The 19,328-nt window shown below is 62.2% G+C and carries 16 protein-coding genes and 3 tRNA genes; 11 read left to right on the top strand and 8 right to left on the bottom strand.

Going from position 1 to position 19,328, the window contains the following annotated elements:
• Positions 1–74: 74 nt before the first annotated feature.
• Positions 75–151: transfer RNA gene (locus tag HS961_RS19720), tRNA-Arg, on the bottom strand.
• A 237-nt stretch (positions 152–388) separates the two neighbouring features.
• On the opposite strand from HS961_RS19720, the gene HS961_RS19715 reads away from it, so the two are divergent.
• Complete coding sequence (locus tag HS961_RS19715; RefSeq protein ID WP_182324918.1) at positions 389–820, top strand: hypothetical protein; 432 nt, start codon at positions 389–391, stop codon at positions 818–820.
• A 130-nt stretch (positions 821–950) separates the two neighbouring features.
• Positions 951–2,129 carry a hypothetical protein gene (locus tag HS961_RS19710; RefSeq protein WP_182324916.1) on the top strand — a complete coding sequence of 393 codons (1,179 nt, stop codon included), beginning with the start codon at positions 951–953 and terminating at the stop codon, positions 2,127–2,129.
• Positions 2,130–2,474: 345 nt separating this feature from the next.
• Here the strand turns inward: HS961_RS19710 and HS961_RS19705 are convergent, their stop codons facing one another.
• Together HS961_RS19705 and HS961_RS19700 are read right to left on the bottom strand one after the other, a co-directional pair.
• On the bottom strand, positions 2,475–2,924 hold the full coding sequence (locus tag HS961_RS19705) for a DUF2846 domain-containing protein (RefSeq protein WP_238347672.1): 450 nt from the start codon (positions 2,922–2,924) through the stop codon (positions 2,475–2,477).
• A 170-nt stretch (positions 2,925–3,094) separates the two neighbouring features.
• Positions 3,095–3,613 carry a MarR family winged helix-turn-helix transcriptional regulator gene (locus HS961_RS19700; protein ID WP_182324912.1) on the bottom strand — a complete coding sequence of 173 codons (519 nt, stop codon included), beginning with the start codon at positions 3,611–3,613 and terminating at the stop codon, positions 3,095–3,097.
• Positions 3,614–3,694: 81 nt separating this feature from the next.
• On the opposite strand from HS961_RS19700, the gene HS961_RS19695 reads away from it, so the two are divergent.
• The 4 genes from HS961_RS19695 to aliA all read left to right on the top strand — a co-directional run bounded on the left by HS961_RS19695 (position 3,695) and on the right by aliA (position 8,181).
• On the top strand, positions 3,695–4,459 hold the full coding sequence (locus HS961_RS19695) for an SDR family oxidoreductase (protein WP_182324910.1): 765 nt from the start codon (positions 3,695–3,697) through the stop codon (positions 4,457–4,459).
• A 29-nt stretch (positions 4,460–4,488) separates the two neighbouring features.
• Positions 4,489–5,271 (top strand): 2-ketocyclohexanecarboxyl-CoA hydrolase, encoded by a 783-nt coding sequence (gene badI / locus HS961_RS19690; protein ID WP_182324908.1) that lies wholly within the window; start codon positions 4,489–4,491, stop codon positions 5,269–5,271.
• 24 nt (positions 5,272–5,295) lie between these two features.
• Entirely contained in the window at positions 5,296–6,447 is a 1,152-nt protein-coding gene (gene aliB, locus HS961_RS19685) for a cyclohexanecarboxyl-CoA dehydrogenase (RefSeq protein ID WP_182324906.1), read from the top strand.
• 63 nt (positions 6,448–6,510) lie between these two features.
• On the top strand, positions 6,511–8,181 hold the full coding sequence (aliA, locus tag HS961_RS19680; protein ID WP_182324904.1) for a cyclohexanecarboxylate-CoA ligase: 1,671 nt from the start codon (positions 6,511–6,513) through the stop codon (positions 8,179–8,181).
• Here aliA and HS961_RS19675 read toward each other — a convergent pair.
• The 3 genes from HS961_RS19675 to HS961_RS19665 form a co-directional block, all read right to left on the bottom strand.
• Entirely contained in the window at positions 8,155–8,652 is a 498-nt protein-coding gene (locus HS961_RS19675; protein ID WP_182324902.1) for a DUF421 domain-containing protein, read from the bottom strand. The genes aliA and HS961_RS19675 overlap by 27 nt on opposite strands.
• A 252-nt stretch (positions 8,653–8,904) precedes the next feature.
• The gene (locus HS961_RS19670; protein WP_238347670.1) at positions 8,905–10,173 is read right to left on the bottom strand and encodes a glutamate carboxypeptidase; all 1,269 of its coding nucleotides are present in this window, start codon (positions 10,171–10,173) and stop codon (positions 8,905–8,907) included.
• 381 nt (positions 10,174–10,554) lie between these two features.
• Positions 10,555–12,558, bottom strand: a complete 2,004-nt coding sequence (locus tag HS961_RS19665) for a DUF3300 domain-containing protein (protein WP_182324900.1) — start codon at positions 12,556–12,558, stop codon at positions 10,555–10,557.
• A gap of 282 nt (positions 12,559–12,840) precedes the next feature.
• Between HS961_RS19665 and HS961_RS19660 the strand changes: the two genes are divergently transcribed.
• The 3 genes from HS961_RS19660 to HS961_RS19650 all read left to right on the top strand — a co-directional run bounded on the left by HS961_RS19660 (position 12,841) and on the right by HS961_RS19650 (position 14,044).
• Positions 12,841–12,930: transfer RNA gene (locus tag HS961_RS19660), tRNA-Ser, on the top strand.
• A 15-nt stretch (positions 12,931–12,945) separates the two neighbouring features.
• Positions 12,946–13,022: transfer RNA gene (locus HS961_RS19655), tRNA-Arg, on the top strand.
• Positions 13,023–13,351: 329 nt separating this feature from the next.
• Complete coding sequence (locus HS961_RS19650; protein WP_182324898.1) at positions 13,352–14,044, top strand: phosphatase PAP2 family protein; 693 nt, start codon at positions 13,352–13,354, stop codon at positions 14,042–14,044.
• A gap of 164 nt (positions 14,045–14,208) precedes the next feature.
• Here HS961_RS19650 and HS961_RS19645 read toward each other — a convergent pair whose 3' ends face one another.
• Both HS961_RS19645 and HS961_RS19640 read right to left on the bottom strand, forming a co-directional pair.
• Positions 14,209–14,847 (bottom strand): LysE family translocator, encoded by a 639-nt coding sequence (locus HS961_RS19645; RefSeq protein ID WP_182324896.1) that lies wholly within the window; start codon positions 14,845–14,847, stop codon positions 14,209–14,211.
• Positions 14,848–14,926: 79 nt separating this feature from the next.
• Positions 14,927–15,775 carry a helix-turn-helix transcriptional regulator gene (locus tag HS961_RS19640; RefSeq protein WP_182324894.1) on the bottom strand — a complete coding sequence of 283 codons (849 nt, stop codon included), beginning with the start codon at positions 15,773–15,775 and terminating at the stop codon, positions 14,927–14,929.
• A 305-nt stretch (positions 15,776–16,080) separates the two neighbouring features.
• On the opposite strand from HS961_RS19640, the gene HS961_RS19635 reads away from it, so the two are divergent.
• Both HS961_RS19635 and HS961_RS19630 read left to right on the top strand, forming a co-directional pair.
• Entirely contained in the window at positions 16,081–18,441 is a 2,361-nt protein-coding gene (locus HS961_RS19635; protein ID WP_182324892.1) for a catecholate siderophore receptor Fiu, read from the top strand.
• Positions 18,442–18,502: 61 nt separating this feature from the next.
• Positions 18,503–19,183 carry a Fe2+-dependent dioxygenase gene (locus HS961_RS19630; RefSeq protein ID WP_182324890.1) on the top strand — a complete coding sequence of 227 codons (681 nt, stop codon included), beginning with the start codon at positions 18,503–18,505 and terminating at the stop codon, positions 19,181–19,183.
• Positions 19,184–19,328 lie beyond the last annotated feature (145 nt).

Raw genomic sequence — 19,328 nt, 5'->3', positions numbered from 1 at the left:
ATGTGGGCCTGAACAGGCGCTGCACCCAGCAACGAAAAAGCCTCAGAGTATCGCTACTCTGAGGCTTGACGTTTTGGTGCGGCTGGCAGGAATTGAACCCACGACCCCTTGGTTCGTAGCCAAGTACTCTATCCAACTGAGCTACAGCCGCTAAGCCGTCAATTATAGCACGATATTTTTCTTTTGTGCGGATCATTTTAAACGCGCATCTCTTGGTACCTTGCGTTGACGGGCTACTCGCAGGGCTGCTGTGGCGATCCGATCCGGGTCGGGCATCTTGCCTGCAGGCGAGGATGGCCTTTAGCGCAGTAGTGCATATTCACTAATTCTGGGGATTGACCGTTTGTAGGCGGAGTCTGATAGTTAGATCCATTGTTAATTTCTGTATATGGCTGTGGCAATGGGCTGTTTTCGGCGTTTGATGGTGGGATGGCTGGTGGCAACGGGCTGCATGCTGACGCATGCCGTGCCCGCTGCGGCATCAGGCATGGAGATGCCAGCGGCCTACCACCTGGCTGGGTCCCAGCGTACGCTGCCCGATAGCCAGATGGCCTATGCAGGCCGGCTGACCAGTGCATGGGCGCAAGGCGTGGCCTTGCCCAACCACGACCAGCATGTGGCAGGTGCCAGTCTTCACCAAGACGATGAAACGGTTTTTCACCGCCTGAGGCAAGGCGTGGATGCCGTGGCCGAACAAGCGGCTGGCGCGCTGACCCGGCCGGCACCTAAGCTAGGCGGACTGATGCTGGTGCTGCTGACAGTGTTTGCATTGGTGTTGGGTGTCTTGAGCCTGCGCTGGCACCGGGAAACGGCGGAATGACCTAAGCCGTTGGCACTGTACTTGTCATCAACGGCCTCTCCAAAAAACAGCGTTCTGATAGCCATTGATCATAAAACGCTGGACTTGTTTACATTTAGACACAATAATCCATGGCAACTTGGAGTGAGCCATGAAATTTTTGTTTCGCACCCTTACCGTCGGTTCTGTCCTGATTTCCGCCTTGCTAGGGGCGCAAGCTGCCGGTGCTGGCGTGGTAGCTGCCGCAGATGTGGTGCCGGAGGCAACATTCCAATGGGGCAGCAGCGGCCCTGACCGCTGGGGCCAGGTCGGGCTGACCGCAGGAGGAGGGGTCCAGGTCACCACCGATTTCGCCAACAGCGGCAATGGCTCAATGCGGCTGGATTTGCCAGGAACCTCGGCCAAGGCGGGGTTGGCTTACTACCCGACTGCTACTTTCGGCAAGCTGTCGGAGCTCACCCAAATCAGCTACCAATGGTTGGTGCACACCACCGATGTGGTGGACCAGGCGCCTGTTCTGCGGTTGTACCTGCGCAATGCGGCGGGGCAGCATACGCAGACCTTGGTGTACACGCCCGATATTGCCGGGGTACACGGAGTGGGGCTGAACCAGTGGACCACAGCCGATATGCGCAATGGCATCGTCTGGCAAGGGCGCAGCGCCGCGCAAGGGGGCTTGGACCCTAACCAACGGCGCCCATTTGCAGAGTTCCGGGAAGACCCTCGCTTTGCCGATTTGGTGGTGTTTGCGGTGGAAGGTGGCGCCGGCAATGGCTCCAGCGGTTTTGTGGGTGCTATCGACAATATCGAAGTCGTCGGACCGCTGGCCTCGGTCTCGGCCAACTTCGAGGTGGTTCCACCGATGGCTTCCATCCAGTGCGACCAGGCACAGCTGCTGGACTCGGAAGGGCAGGTCTCCCTCTGCACTGTTTCCTTGAGTCGGCCGGCTGAAGTGGCGCTCAGCATCCTATTGACCACCACTGGCGACGCCGGGCGCTACAGCGGTTGCGCGGGTCCGCTGGAGATTGCAGTGGGCGCCAGCACGGCGAGTTGCACGATCACGGCCACGCCCAATACCGTTAAAGGCGATGGCCAGGTCAGCGTCTCGGTAGCCATTGCGCCAGCGGCCAACGCAGACGACTACAGCCTGCAGGCGGGTGCATCGGTGGCAGCCATTGAGGTTACCAATGATGATGGAGCGTTGGCGGCCCCTGCGGTTCTGCCGCCAGCCGTTGCCGTGCCTGTGCTTTCGGGTGGGATGTTGGCACTGCTGTCGCTGGGGCTGTTGGCATGGGCTGCCTTTGTAACCCGCCGCATTCGCGGGGCTTGACGAAGGGTAAACGGGCCAGTGTGTTTTGCGCTCGCTGGCGACTGCGCTTTTTGCTGTAGGGCGTCGCCATTTCCACTGCAACTTTTGGGCAAGTGCAACGGATCTTGGTGCTGATTCGGGGGCATCAGGTAGCGCGGAATGATGGCTTCTCTGCGCCCCCATCTTGCTGTTTAGCGCTGAGTTGCGGCGAGGACTTCGTCCTGGTCACTGAATGCCAGCAGAGCTGTTGAAGGCGAGCCCAATCAAAAGGCCCTTGCGCTGATAAGCAGCAAGGGCTTTTTTCAAGGTCTGACATTGATGCGTCTGACCTCTATCGCCTCCACCATTTATGGCGCTAGCCAGATACTATTGAGCGCGTCTTTCGCCGCATTTGCCCGGGACCGCCATTTCCAACTCAGCCAAGTCCGTCTTGCCTTGTTCGGCAGGCACTACTTCCAAATTGGCGCCGCCCACAAAGGCTCCCATCTTGATGTACTGGCGGACGAAATAGGTCTTGTCCGGCTCGGTCGTCAAATCAATACCATTCGGTGAAAACTCCGATTCGGTTTCGATTCTGTGGGTCTTGCCGCCTTCCACTTCGGTATAGAAGAAGACCTTGGATGCGCTCTCGCCGAGGCACTTGCCGTCGATCGTGATGTCCTTCTTGAGCGCCGCGCCAAACGCACTGTTCCGGTAGACGTAGAGGCCGGCATTGCCTGTAGTGGGTGGTTGGAAAGACTTGGCCTTGGCCGATTCTTCTTTGCTGGCCATATTGACGGAGGCGCAGCCCGTCAAAACAACTGCGAGCAGGCACATGGCTGATGCTGTCTTCTGCATTTTTATGTATTAATTGTAAAAATTAAATTATATGCAGACTTTGATCGTGTCACTGCATGTTTCCGGGGTGTAAAGGCTGCAGAACGCGTCCACCATATTTTTTATGGGAGTGAGCACGCATACCAATGCGCGCCTGGAAGGCTAACTTCTTAGCCCTCCTCCTTCCCCGCATTCTGCTGCACATCAATCGCCTTCATGTTGTCCAGCAGCTTCAGCAAATAGTGCAGGGTGTGCACCATGTCATTGCTGGAGAAGCCCTCCAGCGCCTGCTCGTAATAGCGGCCAATCGACTCGGCCGCATCATGCTGCCACACCTGTTGCCCAGCAGGGGTGAGCTGCACCAGGCGGGAGCGTTTGTCCACTGGATCGGGCACGCTGTGCACATAGCCTGCGGCCTCCATGCGTGACAGCAGGCCGGTCAGGTTCTGGCGGCTCACCAGCAGGTAACGCGCCAAGTCGCCCATGCCCATGCCCTGCGCCGATTCATCCCGCGACAGCGCACCCATTACCGCCCATTGCTGGGTGGTCAGGCCCTGGGCTTCGACCGCCTTGGTGCCAGTTTTATGCAACATGTTGGCGCATTGGTAGAGCTTGAAGTACAGGCGGTTGGCCAGATCGGTACGCAGTGGGTTCGGGTTTTCTCTAGGTGATTTGCTGTTTTTGCTCATGATTTCTATATTGTCATGTCAATCTATTTATGTAAATATATTGTCTAATTTGGCGATGCATCTCGCAAGAAAGGTGGAATCATGGCACGTTTTGATGGACAACATGTTGTAGTAACAGGTGGGGGCGGTGGCATTGGCGGCGCCACCTGCAAGCGCTTTGCGGGCGAAGCTGCCCGGGTGACTGTGCTCGACAAGCAACTGGGCGCAGCGCAGGCGGTGGTGGATGCCATTGTGGCGGCGGGTGGCACGGCACAGGCGCTGGCCTGTGACATCACCGATCGAGCCAGTGTGGATGCCGCCGTGCAGCGAGCTGAGCAGTGGGGCGCCATCGATGTACTGGTCAACAACGCCGGCTGGGATGTGTTCAAGCCCTTCACCAGAACCAACGAGGGCGAATGGCAACAGCTCATCGCCATCAATCTGGTGGGTGCCCTGCACATGCACCATGCGGTACTGCCGCGCATGGCAGAGCGCAAGGCGGGGCGCATTGTCAACATCGCCTCTGATGCGGCCCGCGTAGGTTCATCGGGCGAGGCGGTGTATGCCGCCTGCAAGGGTGGTCTCGTGGCGCTGTCCAAAACCCTGGCGCGTGAGCATGCGCGCCACAACATCACCGTGAATGTGGTCTGCCCCGGCCCCACGGACACCGCCTTGTTCGCCAGCTACAAGGAGGGCGCTGCCAACCCCGACAAGCTGATCGACGCCTTCACCCGCGCGATTCCGCTGGGCCGCATCGGTCAGCCCGAGGACTTGCCGGGCGCCATTTTGTTCTTTGCCTCCGCCGATGCCGCCTACGTGACCGGCCAGGTCATCAGCGTGTCGGGCGGCCTCACGATGGCAGGCTGAAGACCCCCAACAATCACAAGGAGACTGACATGGAATACGAAGACATCCTCTACGAAGTGCGCAACCACGTGGCCTGGATCACCATCAACCGGCCCGAGAAGATGAACGCCTTTCGCGGCACCACCTGCGACGAGCTGATCCGCGCGCTGAACAAGGCGGGCTACGACCGGAGCGTGGGCTGCATCGTGCTGGCCGGCGCAGGCGACAAGGCCTTTTGCACCGGCGGTGACCAGTCGGCGCACGACGGCAACTACGATGGCCGAGGCACCATCGGCCTGCCGATGGAAGAGCTGCACGATGCCATCCGCAATGTGCCCAAGCCGGTGATTGCCCGCGTGCAGGGCTATGCGATTGGCGGCGGCAATGTGCTGTGCACCATCTGCGATCTGACGATCTGCTCCGACAAGGCCATCTTTGGCCAGGTGGGCCCAAAGATGGGCTCGGTGGACCCGGGCTATGGCACGGCTTTCTTGGCGCGCGTGGTGGGTGAGAAAAAGGCGCGCGAGATCTGGTACCTGAACAAGCGCTACTCCGGCGAAGAGGCTGTCGCCATGGGCCTGGCCAATATCTGCGTGGCGCCGGAGCAGCTCAATGCCACCGTGCAGGAATGGGCCGAGACCATCTGCGAGCGCAGCCCCACCGCGATTGCGATTGCCAAGCGCAGCTTCAACATGGACACCGCGCACCAGGCGGGCATTGCCGGCATGGGCATGTATGCGCTCAAGCTGTATTACGACACCGACGAGTCGCGCGAAGGCGTGGCTGCGCTCAAGGAAAAGCGCAAGCCCGATTTCCGCAAACACGCCAAGTAATGCGATTTGCAGCAAGAGGTGCCCATGAATCCATACCTGAACGATGACTTGATGAGCCTGGCCGCATCGGTGCGCCGGTTTGCTGAGGCGCGCCTGGCGCCGGGCTTTCTGGAGCGCGACCGGACCCGGATGCTGGACCGCAGCCTGATGCGCGAGATGGGCGCGATGGGCCTGATTGCCCCCGAGCTGCCTGAGCACCTGGGCGGGCAGGGCCTGGGTTGCCTGGCCGCTGGTGTCGTGCATGAGGAGCTGGCGCGCGCCGACCTGAGCATGTCCTATGTGCCACTGCTGGCATCGCTCAATGCGCAGATCCTGGCGGCCCATGGCCAGCCGGATGTGGCAGGGCCCTGGTTGCAGAAAATGGTGGCGGGCGAGGCGCTGTGCGCCATTGCGCTGACCGAGCCCCGGGGCGGCTCTGACGCCGCCAGCCTGCGACTGCGCATTGAGCGCGATGCGGAAGGCTATGTGCTCAACGGCGAGAAAACCTCTATCTCCGCCGCAGACCAGTGCGATATCGCCGTGGTGTTTGGCCGCACCGGCACGGTGGAGTCAGGCGCGCATGGCGTGACGGCGGTGCTGGTACCGATGGACTTGCCCGGCATCACCCGTAGCCGCTTTGACTGCCATGGCCAGCGCGCCATCGGCCGGGGCTCGCTGTTCTTTGACAACGTGCGTGTGCCGCTCTCGCACCGCCTGGGCGATGAGAACCAGGGCTTTGTGCAGGTGATGCAGGGCTTTGACTATTCGCGCGCGCTGATCGGCCTGCAGGTGCTGGCCGTGGCGCGTGCGGCGCTCGACGATGCCTGGCAGTACGTCACCCAGCGCCAGGCCTTTGGCAAGCCCTTGTCGGCCTTCCAGGGGGTGTCGCACCCGCTGGCAGATTTTGATACGCAGGTCAGCGCGGCGCGCCTTTTGTGCCTGCAGGCGCTGTGGCTCAAGGACCAGGGCCTGCCCCACAGCGCCGAAGCGGCCATGTGCAAATGGTGGGCCCCCAAGCTGGCCTATGACTGCATCCACCAGTGCCTCTTGATGTTTGGCCATGGCGGCTACGACCGGGGCGTGATGGAGCAGCGCCTGCGCGATGTGCTGGGCTTTCAGATTGGCGATGGCACGGCCCAGATCATGAAAACCATCATTGCCCGCGACCGGGCCGGCAGGCAGGCCGTGCCGGCGTAGTTCTGGCATCCGCTCCAAAGCGCAGCGAACAAGCGCGGAGCCCTCATACCACAGGAGACAAGCATGCAATTTGATGCCGTATTGCTGGCGCCGCGCCGTGCGCAGATGCGCAGCCAGGGCTGGTGGCGTGACACCACCATCAACGATGCGCTGGACCAGGCCGCGCAGCAGTGGCCCGACCGGCTCGCGCTGGTGGGGCAGCGCACGGGCGAGGGCGCTGCGCAGTCCTTCAACTACGCGCAGCTGGCGCGCATGGCCGACCGCGTGGCCATCGGTTTGTGGCGGCTGGGTGTGCGGCCTGCCGATGTGGTGGCCTGCCAGTTGCCCAATGTCTGGCAGTTCACGGTGCTGTACCTGGCATGCGCACGCATCGGCGCGGTGTTCAACCCCTTGATGCCCATTTTTCGGGAGCGCGAGCTGCTCTTCATGCTGGGCCATGGGGAGGCCAAGCTGATCGTGGTGCTCAAGGACTTTCGCAACCTGGACTACGAAGCGATGCTCAAAGGCATTCAGCCGCAGTTGCCCCAGCTTCAGCACGTGGTCGCCATCGGTGCTGCCGGCGCAGACAGCTTTGAGGCGTTGCTGACCCAGCCCGCCTGGGAGCGCGATGCCGATGCCGCGCAGATCCTGGGGCGCCACCGGATCCTGCCCGATGCCATCACCCAGCTCATCTACACCAGCGGCACCACGGGTGAGCCCAAGGGCGTGATGCACTCCTCCAATACCTTGATGGCCAACATCCATGCCTATGCCGAGCGTCTGGCCCTGGGTGGCGACGATGTGGTGCTGATGGCCTCACCCATGGCGCACCAGACCGGCTTCATGTACGGACTGATGATGCCGGTGATGCTGGGTGCCACGGCGGTGCTGCTGGACGTATGGAACGCCGCCACAGCCGCGCAGCTGATCCGGCGATGGCGCTGTAGCTTCACGATGGCATCGACGCCATTTCTGTCCGATCTGTCGCGCGAAGTGGCGACCAGCGGCGCGGTGCCCAGCCTGCGTACGTTCCTGTGCGCAGGCGCGCCCATCCCCGGGCCCTTGGTGGAGCAAGCGCAAGCGGCTTTGGGGGCGCAGATTATCTCGGCATGGGGCATGTCGGAAAACGGCGCCGTCACCACCACCTTGCCCGGCGATGACGCCCAGCGCGCGGTAGAGACCGATGGCTTGCCCTTGCCGGGCGCCGAGGTCAAGGTGCTGGACGACCTGGGCCAGGAGCGCCCACGCGGTGAGATTGGCCAGTTGTGGGTGCGTGCCAATTCCAACTTTGGCGGTTATTTAAAGCGCCCGCAGCTCAATGCCACCACCGATGACGGCTGGTTCGACACCGGCGACCAGGCGCGCATCGATGCGCAAGGTTATATCCGCATCACCGGCCGCAGCAAGGATGTGATCATCCGGGGTGGCGAGAACATTCCGGTGGTGGAGGTGGAGGCCCTGCTCTACAAGCACCCGGCCGTGGCGCAGGCAGCGGTGGTGGCCTATGCAGACGAGCGCCTGGGCGAGCGAGCCTGCGCGGTGATCGTGCTCAAGCCTGGCGCGGCGGAGCCGGCGCTGGCGGATGTGACCGATTTTTTGCGGGTGCAGAAGCTGGCGCCGCACTACCTGCCTGAGCGCTTGGTGGTATTGCCAGAAATGCCGGCCACGCCCTCGGGCAAGATCCAGAAGTTCAAACTGCGCGAGCAGATGAAGTCTGCCTTGCCGAAGCTAGACCGCGTCGGACGCGCCCGGTGAGCTGTCGCGGTTGCGCAGCACAATCGTTATCTGCCCATTGGTCTCTATCGTGGCCTGCTCCACCTCATAGGTGTGCAGGCAACCGGCGCCGCGCAGAGCAGCCTTGAGGTCGTCTCCCGTGATGAGCTCGGCATCCATCACTTTCTGGTTGACCTCGCCGTTGGAGATCAACCGCTTGGGAATGCCATCGACCCAGCGCGACACCCGCCTGCTGCGGTAGCTCAGCTGCGCGACGATGGAGTGGCAGGCAATCAAGGTCGTGGCTGATATCAGGCCACCGATCAACGAGTTGTCGCCCGCGTTCATCGAGTTCTGCACGGCATTCGACAGGATCAGCAGCAAGATCAGATCGAAGGGATCGTATTGGCCAATCTGGCGCCGGCCCGTCAGCCGCAAAAACACCAGCAAGAACGCGTAAACGACAAATCCGCGAACCACAAACTCCCACCAGGGAACACTCATCGAGAACATGGCATGACTCCTCAGAAGCTGGGGGCGGGCAGCGCCTGCATGCTGTCCGAGGCCGCCCACTGACTTGGCAATGATAGTCCGCAGCGGCTGCCTGGCGCGGTGTTGCTGCGTACGCTGGCAGGCCCCGGCATCGTCGTCTTTCTTCTACAGTTCCGGCGCTACAACCGAAGGAGGATGCTCGCGATGGATCCCCACCATCGAAAAGGCGCCAGTGTTTGCTGGCGCCCGGAGAGGGGAGGTGGAGTGAAACGCTTACATGCCTTGGCCCAGATCGGAAATCAGCTGCGCCGACAGGTAGAGGCGTCTTGCGATCGGCTCGGTCATCACATACTCGGCCAAGTTGGAGTGGTAGTTGGCGCCTGGCAAGCCCAGGCCTTCAATGACCGGCTTGCCCGACAGCGCGGCATAGGCGGCATCCGATCCACCGCCACCGCGCGTGGTGTACATCTCTGATTTACCGCCCACATCGGCATAGATGGTGATGGCCTTCTGGATCAGCTTGACGCCATCGTCGGTGGCGTTGAAGGCGGGGCGGCCCCGGGTCAGGTTGATGTCGATGGTGGCGCCGTGCACGTGGGGTGTAGCGGCGGCCTTGTCCAGCATGCCCTTCATCAGCTCCAGGTCTTCATTCTTACCATAGCGCACGTCGGCATTGACCACGGCCTTGTCCGGGATGATGTTGGTGGCGCTGCCGCCAGCGGTCATCGTGGTCCAGTTAAAGCCGCGTTCCTTGGACTTGTCCTGCACATCCTGCGTGCGCAGCACCAGGGCGGATGCCTCGGTCAGCGCATTGATGCCTGCTTCGGGTGCCACGCCTGCATGCGATGCCTTGCCATGCACCACCGCCTGCACATAGGCAATGCCCGATGTGGCAGTGCCAAAGCCTTCTTCCAGGCCGGAAGGTTCATACGACAGCACATAGTCATGTGACGCAGCCAGCTGCTGGATCAGATCGCGCGAGCCGAAGGAGCCTTTTTCCTCATCGGTGTTGAACATCACCGTGATGGTCTTGAACTTGCTGAAGTTCTGCGCCTTGAGCAAGCCCAGGCTGTGCAGAATCACGGCGATGCCACCCTTGGCATCGGCAATGCCCGCGCCATAGGCCTTGTCGCCCTCCACCTTGAAGGGCGCCGTCGCCAGAATGCCCCGGGAGTAGACGGTGTCCATGTGCGCCATCAGCAGCAGGCTCTTGGTGCCGCTACCTTGGAAGGTACCGACAATGTTGTCGCCCACGACACCCGCCTCTGCTTTGTGGCGCACCACATTGGCCCCCAGCGCCTGCAGGCGCGCTTCCAGGTAATTGCCCATCTGTGGAATGCCGATGGCGTCATTGGTACCGGTTTCGATGTTGACCAGTTCCTGCAGCGTCTGCAGCACTGCCGCTTTCTCAGCCTGCGAAGCCTGGTCGAGCGTGGCGTTGTAGCGGAGGGAAGATGCGCTGCTGTCGGAGCAGCCTGAGACGGTCAAGGAAAGAGCCGCAGCAGCGGCAATGGCCAACAAGGTTTTTTTCATAGTAGTCATTGGGTGGGGGAGTCTCTTGAAAGCGTCACAGGATTGTCATGTGACGGTTGCAAGCATAAGAACGGAGCCCCGCTGAGGCGGTCACGGCTGGGACAAGTGTTGTGGTCACTGCCCGCGCTGTCATCGCGTCAGCCCATCCCCGCGCTGAAGTAGCTCTATCCCCACGCTGCTGCAGCGATGGCCACGCTTAAGCTTCCATGTGGCCACCGGCAGACAAGAGGGTCCAATGGTCCCAACTTTGATCGCTTAGCCGTCTGAGGCTGCGGACAGCTATCTGCCCCTGGGGCGGAATCAGCATGCCCATGTCGAGGCAAGAAGCGCGTTCCTTGCCATCCCGCGCAGTGCCCGCATCACTGGCGTGCCAGACAAAGTCAAGCGGACTTACTCACGGTCGCGGCGTTCGCCGCGTTGGCCTTCACTCGCTTGCGGGTGGGCGCCTGACTGCGCCTGCTGGTGCATCTGCTGCTGGCGCATTTGCTCTGCATGCGCATGCTGTTGTGCCCGCATTTGTTGCTGCATCTGTTCTTGCTGGGCCCGTTGCTGTGCCATCTGCTGCTGTCGCGCTTGCTCCTGTTGGGTCCGCTGCTGCGCCATCTGCTGTTGGTGCATCTGGTCTTGCTGTGCGCGCTGCTGGGCCATCTGCTGCTGGCGTGCTTGCTCTTGTTCGGAGCGTTGCTGCGCCATCTGCTGCTGGTGCATCTGGTCTTGCTGCGTTCGCTGCTGGGCCATCTGCTGCTGGCGTGTTTGCTCTTGTTGGGCACGCTGCTGCGCCATCTGTTGTTGGTGCGCCTGGTCTTGCTGCGCGTGCTGCTGGGCCATTTGCTGTTGGCGTGTTTGCTCCTGCTGGACATGTTGCTGCGCCATTTGCTGTTGGTGCATCTGGTCTTGCTGTGCGCGCTGCTGTGCCATTTGCTGTTGGCGCGCTTGCGCTTGCTGTGCCTGCTGTGCTTCCCTCGGTTGGCCGTGTGCTGGTGGCTGGGCCATCGGTTGTGCCATGGTCAACTCGCCGGGCCGTTGATGGGCTGGCGCTTGAGCGGGTTGGGCATGGGGGTCTGCAGGCTGCTGCATGGCTGCCACGGCGCCGGGACGCACCAGGGGCTGCATGCCCGGGCTGGTCGGCACCTTGGGCGGGTCACCCGCCTGGCGCTGGCTGAATGCATAGGCGCCCGCTGCAGCCGCCGCCGTGGCTGCGCCCGCAGCCACGGCAGCCCCGTGGCCGCCAGGGAGCACGCCGGTGGTCATCGCAGGTCGGGCGGGCTCGGCCACTGGCGCATTGTTGACCACATGCACGTTGGTGGTGTTGTGGATGTTTTCCACGACCGTGTGTGAGTTGGATATGTAAGTTTGGTTGTTGTAGACAACGGCGGGACGCGCCAACGGTGGAGGTGGGCGGTTACCCCGGACCCAGTTGCCAGGCTGGCCAGGCTCGCCCCAATGGACGTGCCATGCATTCCAGCCCCAGGGGTGGCTGATGACCTCGGTCACTGCAACGCCGACGCCAAAGCCAATCAGTCCGCTGACTGCTGGCGCAACGAAGCCTCCTACCACGACGGGAGCTGGGGGTGGCGGAGGGACGACATAGCTGTAGCCACTGTAGACAGGAAGCGATGCGCCATAGACCACGCTGGGGTTGTACTGCGGGACGTAGACCGTGGAGGGCTCAGTAGGGGCGATTTCGATGAATTGCTGTGGCGGCTCGACGACCGGCGCAGTCACCAGCACTTCAGGTGCTGCATCGCTGGGGGCATAGCTTTGGGGGGGCGCGGCGTCGGTCACCAGCTTGACCTTCAGGTGGCTGGAGTCCTTGAGCGAGCCTGCCTTGTAGGCGCGGCCACGCATCACCTGGATGGCATTCATCACGTCGGCCGGATCGTTGTAATAGGCCTTGCCGAGCGCCGTCGTCCACGGCAGGTTGGATGCCATTTGCCGCAGTACGTTGGGAAACAGCGTGAGCGATTTGATGGAGGGATCCCAGGGCTGGGCATTGGCTGCGCTGCTGAGCGCGCTGGCCTTGAGGCCTGGATTCTGCGCAAGCCAGGTTTCGGCAGCACTGACCTGGTCGGGATAGGTGGAACCCGCCAGGATTTGCGCGACCAGCTTGTCCGGATACAGCGCGATGGGCGCCACCATCTGGTAGAGGATGTCGGCAGATGGCGGCGTGTAGGCGGCCTGCACGACGGCGGGCTCCGCGGCAGGCGCTGGGTTGACAGCGGCATTCTCGGCAGGGGCGCTGGCGGCCTTGTTGGCACTGCCATCGTCATTGCACCCGGCCAGGGTCAGTGCTGCAGCCAGTGCAACCAGCCCGATCCGGAGGCCGCCTGCGAGTATAGGCGGTGGTAATGCGCGGGTAGAAATAGGTACAAGGCGGTCAACTGCTGGGGACATGGTGCTCTCCTGAAAGCCGGCGGTGGTTGGTAGTTGCCTAGGGCCTATCGCTTGCCCCAAAACCCACCGCATACCTGCACAACGCCATGGTGCGGCTGCCGTTGACGGCGCGGCGTCAGCCAGACGCGCTTTCAGCCTGGCCTTAAGTTTGGCCTCAGTTTGGGTGAGGGGCTGACCCCTCCAGCCCGTGTTGACCACCTTGCCGCCCATCAATTTCCAAGAAATCTGTGTTTCTTCCCGAGACCATCAAATTGCCTGCTACAATTGCAGCTTCGGCGCTGCGGAGAGGTGGCAGAGTGGTCGAATGTACCTGACTCGAAATCAGGCGTACGTGCAAACGTACCGAGGGTTCGAATCCCTCCCTCTCCGCCAAAGCATCGAAAATTAGCGGCTGTAGCTCAGTTGGATAGAGTACTTGGCTACGAACCAAGGGGTCGTGGGTTCAATTCCTGCCAGCCGCACCAAACGTCAAGCCTCAGAGTAGAAATGCTCTGAGGCTTTTTCGTTTTTCGAGCTTTTCCCGCTTCCATCGATGTCGCCACGCGAAGCCAGGAGCGACGTCGCGTCACCACGCCGCCTTCACTGTCGTCCCTAAGGTCCATTCAGCGACCCAGTTCAAGCACATCAGGCACATCAGGCACCGCCGATCAGCTGTCGCTGTCGTTGGCAACGAAGATGACCGAGGCAGTCATCAGGCCGTCTCGGATGGTCTAGAGAATAGCGGGCGAGCCGCGCAAGGCATTCAGCCGACATGAACCGGCTCCTTGCGCATTCCGGCCTGAAAGGACCCTCCATGCAGCTCGACTTTCCTGCTGCCGATAGAAGCCTCCACCCCACGACTCCGTGGACTTGGGCTTTATCCACATCCAAGCGTTTCTTGATCCTGTCCTGGATCTTGGCGACCAGCCTGTTGATCCTGGCCGCATTCGTTATCAATCCGAGTGTGGAGGCGCAAGAGCTGGTCTTGATCAAGAGGCTGAGAAGCATCGACAGCGCGCAGCTGCAAGGGCTCATGCTGGCCATGCACTGGATCCAGACGCCACTCCTGGTCCTGGTGGCGCTGGTGGCTCTTGCTTTCCCTGTCGTCCGTCGCCAGTGGCGATTGGTGGGCGAATCGGCTGCACTCTTGATTGGCGCTGCGCCGCTGAATTTCACCCTGAAAACGGCTTTTCACCGCACGCGTCCGGCTCTGGAGCCCCTGGTTTCAGCCCACGGCTTCGGTTTCCCGAGCGGCCATACGCTGTCTGCAGCGATTGTGGTGGGATGGGCGCTATGCATGACCCTGAGGAGCTCTTTAGCTTGGAGTTTGCGTCTATGCCTGGGCTTTGCACTGATGGGCATCGTGGCACTGGTGGGCCTCAGTCGCATGTACCTGGGCGCGCACTATTTCTCGGACATCGTTGCATCCTGCATCGTGTCGGCTTGCTGGATCTCTCTATGCCTGGCTTATTGCGATACGCTGCGGTCGCGGTCTTCCTCTGCCTGATGCCTCGACATGGCGGGCTTGCTTAGCAAGGCAGATTCGCTGCGGCAACGATGTCCGTCGATGGAGAAATTCTAGAAATGCCGCTCGGCGCGATCAACGCGGCGGGGGCGAATTCATTGTTCGGTGGCCGGAACAATGTGGGAGCTGGAATGGCTGTGCGGCCCTCAACGCAGCCACAGCGCCGCAATCACCCCCAGGGCCAGCGCGATCAGCACCGCCCCCGAGATGCGCTCCAGCCAGGGCAGTGCCCGCGCAAAGCGCCGCAGCACCGCCGGGTTGCCGATCAGCGCGGCAATCAGCAGGTCCCAGAGCAGCACGATGCTGAACATCCAGCTGCCGTACACCAGCTTCCAGCCCACGCTGGCATGCGGGCCCGTCAGCATGGCCGCCAGGCTGGCATAGAACAGCGCGTTCTTCGGGTTGAGGATGCCCGAGAGAAAACCCATGCACGCAGCGCGGCGCCAGGTGGTGATGGGAAGGCCAGGTTCCGATGTGCGATTGCTGGCCGAGACTGTCAGCGCGCTCTTGCCGGCATGGCGAATAAACAGCACACCCAGGTAGAGCAGATAGCCGCAGCCGGCCAGCTGCAGCGCGATGAACAGCTGGCTGCCCGGCTGCAGCACGGCGACCCCGGCAAAGGCCGTGACGATAAACACGCCATTGGCCAGCGCGATACCGAGGCAGGCGGCGCTGGCTGCGCGCCAGCCGCTGGCCAGCGAGGTGCGGGCGATCAGAAAGAAATCAGGACCGGGGGAGAGCAGCGCCAGAAAATGGGCGGCGGCGATCAGCAAAAACGGTTGCATGCAAAGAGACCAGAGGGTGATGGCCTTGCATGGTGGCGGCTGCCGCTTGCTTTGTATTGAACGAAATTGCAGCCAGTAATTAATACTTCGTGCGAAAGCAACCTGGCGTGACGCCGGTATGCGCCTTGAACACCCGCTGAAAATGCGCCTGGTCGGCAAAGCCCAGCTGCTGCGCCACTGCGGCTATGCCATCCGGCCCGCGCAGCTGCTGTTTGGCCAGGTTGATGCGCTGGTTCAGCTGCCAGGCATGGGGCGCCAGGCCCGTTAGCTTGCGAAAGGCGCGGATGGTCTGGTAGCGGCTCATGCCCGCCAAGTCGGCGAGTTGGTTCAGGGGCACGCTGGCGCAGGGGTTGGCGCGCAGGCATTCCAGCGCCGGGCGGATGCGCTGCGCCAACCGCGATGGCAGCTCGGGGGCCTGGATGTGCAGGCCTTGCTGGATGTCGAGGTCGCCGATGAACTCGACCAGGCTGGCTTCCTTGTCGGCCGCGTCGGCTTGGGAGAACAGCAGGGCATTGAGCTGGCAAAAGCGCTGGTAGCGGGCGGGGTCCTCGACGATGCGCACCGGCTCGTTGGCCATCGCAGCCGGGTCCGCATATTCCGCACGCAGCGCCTGCAGCCAGCCGGCATCCAGGTGCAGCATCTGGTAGCTCCAGGCGCTATCGGGTGCCGGGTTGCAGGCATGCACGCGCTCGGCCGGCACAAAGACCAGGGCGCCGGGCGACAGCCGGACCGGGCCGGCCTCCCCACTGGTGAAGACGCTGTGGCCGCCATCGACCGCGCCGATGGAAAAGCTCGGGTGGTGGTGCGGCTTGTAGCAAGCCCGGCTCTGGCTGGCGCGGCGGCTTTCCACAAAGGGCAGGGCCGGGTCGCACCAGAACGCCTGGGCCGGCTGGCTGGTGGGCGTGGTCGTGGGCGTTGGGGCAGGCATGCGATGGCTTTGACAGGGCTTGGGGCTGAGCCCGCCGGCGATTCTCGCATGGCAGCGACCCGCCCATCACCCACCCGCCCGACCCCGTGCGATGGAACGGCTGGCGTCGTCAGCAGCGATGCCGGGTCAGCCGCCTGTTGCCACTTCGCGACAGAAGACGGGGTTTGGTGAAAGCTAAGTGAAATTAATAACGAGAATCGTTATCATTGCGAGTTAGCGCTTGCTCATGTTCTGCGGTCTGGACGGCTTTTGGCCTCCAAGTCGATGAATCTGCAAGCGTTTTCTTTACTCTGCTTTCCTCGTTTATGACACAACAAACCTATATCAAAAGTCGCAAACATGGTGCTGCCGCTCCTGCCCCCAAGGCCGGTCTGGTGGCAGCGACTGCCATCGCGGTACTGGGCATGCCGGCTTTGGCGCAGAACGCGCCCGCACCGACGGTCACGCTGAAAGAAGTGACGGTGGAGGCAGCGCGCGAAACCGGCTATGAGCCCAGCCAGCTGTCCTCGCCCAAGTTCACCCAGCCGCTGGTCAACACCACGCAGACGATCTCCGTGGTCAAGGAGCAGGTGATGAAGGAGCAGGGCGCCACCACCTTGACCGAAGCACTGCGCAATGTGCCCGGTGTGGGCACTTTCTACGCGGGCGAGAACGGCAACACCAGCACGGGCGATGCCATCTACATGCGCGGCTTTGATACGTCGAGCAGCATCTATGTGGACGGTGTGCGCGATGTGGGCGCGTTGTCGCGCGACGTGTTCAACACCGACCAGGTGGAAGTGACCAAGGGCCCCGCCGGCACCGATTACGGCCGCAGCGCGCCCACTGGCGCGATCAATATGGTCACCAAGCAGCCCAACATGACCGACAGCTTTGGCGGCTCGCTCGGCTTTGGCAGTGGCAGCTACAAGCGCACGACCATCGATCTGAACCGCAGCCTGAGCCATGAGAACGGCACGGCATTCCGCCTCAATGCCATGGTGCAGGATGCCGGTGTGGCCGGCCGCGACCAGGTCAAGAACGACCGCTGGGGCCTGGCGCCATCGTTTGCCTTTGGCCTGAACACCGACACCCGCGTGTTCCTGAACCTGCTGCACGTGAAGCAAAGCAATGTGCCCGATGGCGGTGTGCTGACCATGGGCCTGCCCGGCTACAGTGCGCCCGACCGCAGCAACTACCCCGGCTACCGCAGCTTCCTGAACAGCGCATCGCGCGTGGATTCGAGCAATTTCTACGGCACGGCCTCGGACCACGACGACGTGACCGCGGACATGGTCACCTTGCGGCTGGAGCATGACATTGCGCCCGGCAGCACCTTGCGCAACACCACGCGGTGGGGCCAGACCAAGCAGGATTACCTGCTGTCGGCCTTCATGGCCACCGGCTATTCGCAGAACGCCACCACCGGCGCCTGGACGCCAGGCTCCTTGCTGACACCCAATCCTGCCGACCCCTCCACCTGGACGATGTCGCGCAACATCAATACCAAGGACCAGGTCAACCGCATCCTGACCAACCAGACCAATCTGACCACCGCCTTTGAGACCGGCTCGGTCAAGCACAGCCTGAGCACCGGCCTGGAGCTGACGCGCGAAGAGCAGACCAACTACGGCCTGGCGACGACGGGCGTGGTGCCGGTTGTCAGCATCTACAACCCGGACTCCAGCGTGTCGCTGCCCTCTTATTCGCGCAATGGTGCGGACAGCAAGGGCACCACCGACACCGTCGCGCTGTATGCCTTTGACACCCTGCAGTTCAATGACCAATGGCAGGCCAATATGGGCTTGCGTTGGGACCACTACAAGACCAAGTACAACGCGATGGCCGTCTGCACGGCGACCTCTACCACCCAGCCTTGCGGCACCAACCCGGCCGGCACGGTGGTGCCCACCACCTCGGATGGCCTGCAGGCCTCGGGCAACCTGGTGAGCTGGAAGGCCGGCCTGCTGTACAAGCCGGCACCCAACGGCAGCGTGTATGTGAACTACGCGCTGTCGCAGCAACCTCCGGGCGGCAGCAACTTTGCGCTGTCTGCGGTGGGCAACAATGCCGGCAATCCTAATTTGGCACCGCAAAAGGCCAAGACGGCCGAAGTGGGCACCAAGTGGGAGCTGATGGACAAGCGCTTGCTGCTGACCGGTGCGCTGTTCCGTACCGAGATCACCAACGAAATCGTGACCGACTCGGACGGCAGCGTGAACCAGACCGGCAAGAAGACAGTGCAAGGCCTGGAGCTAGGTGCCACCGGCCAGATCACCCCCGCCTGGGGTATGACTGCGGGCTACACCATCCAGAACACCAAGGTGGACACGGGCGCCAATGTGGCGCAAGACGGATCCAGCGGCCTGGCCTACACGCCCAAGAATGCGCTGTCGCTGTGGAGCAGCTACCAGTTCTCTTCGGGCCTGACGGTGGGCGGCGGCGCACGCTACGCCAGCGGCCTCAAGCGCGGCACCGATGGCGCCGTGGGTACACCCAACTTCACCGAGTCGTACTGGGTATTTGATGCACTGGCCAGCTACCGCATCAACAAGAACGTGGATATCCAGCTGAATGTCTACAACCTGTTCAACAAGCGCTATGTGGCGGCCATCAACAAGAGCGGCTACCGCTACTTCCCCGGCATTCCACGCTCGGCGCGCGTAACGGCGAACTTTAGCTTCTAATCACTTGTTTGAAGCCAGCCCCGCGTCTGCCGGGGCTTTTTTTCATGGAGGAGATCAAGCCATGATGCTGCACATTCCCAATGTACTGACGCGCGACGAGGTGGCCGCCATGCGCGCGGCCATCGACACGGCCGACTGGATAGACGGCCGTGCCACGGTCGGCAGCCAGGGCGCGCAGGTCAAGCGCAACCGGCAACTGCCCGAGACGTCACCCGTGGCGCTGGAGCAGGGCCGCATCATCCAGCGCGCGCTGGCGGCCAAGACGCTGTTCTTTCAGGCGGCCCTGCCTGCCCGCACGATGGCGCCGCTGTTCAACCGCTATGCCGAATCAGAAACCTATGGCCTGCATGTCGATGGTGCTGCGCGGCGCGAGGCCGGCGTGGCCCAGTGGCTGCGAACCGATGTGTCGTCCACCTTGTTCCTGTCCGACCCCGAGGACTATGACGGCGGCGAGCTGGTCGTCGTCGATACCTATGGCATGCATGAGGTGAAGCTGCCTGCGGGCGACCTGATCCTCTACCCCTCGTCCAGCCTGCACCGGGTCGAGCCGGTGACCCGGGGCGAGCGGGTCAGCTCTTTCTTCTGGACCCAGAGCCTCGTGCGAGACGATGCCCGTCGCGCGATGCTGTTTGAGCTGGACCAGAGCATCCAGCGGCTGCGCACGCAGCTGGGCGAGACGGAAGACACCGTCGCCCTCACGGGCCACTACCACAACCTGCTGCGCATGTGGGCGGAGACCTGAGGCCTGAGATCCAAGCCCTGCCCATGTCTCCGCTGGGTAAATTATTTGAAAATGAGATTCATTAGCATTTAATGTCCTTAAAATCCCTGCTTTTGCCCTGTGGGGTTCTGCCCCGTTCCAGAGTCTGAAACCTGCCTCTCTCCGC

The organism is Comamonas piscis (assembly GCF_014109725.1).
Classification (GTDB): domain Bacteria; phylum Pseudomonadota; class Gammaproteobacteria; order Burkholderiales; family Burkholderiaceae_C; genus Comamonas; species Comamonas piscis.
Note: the sequence above shows the minus strand (reverse complement) of the source record. Positions and strands in the feature narration are given on the sequence as shown.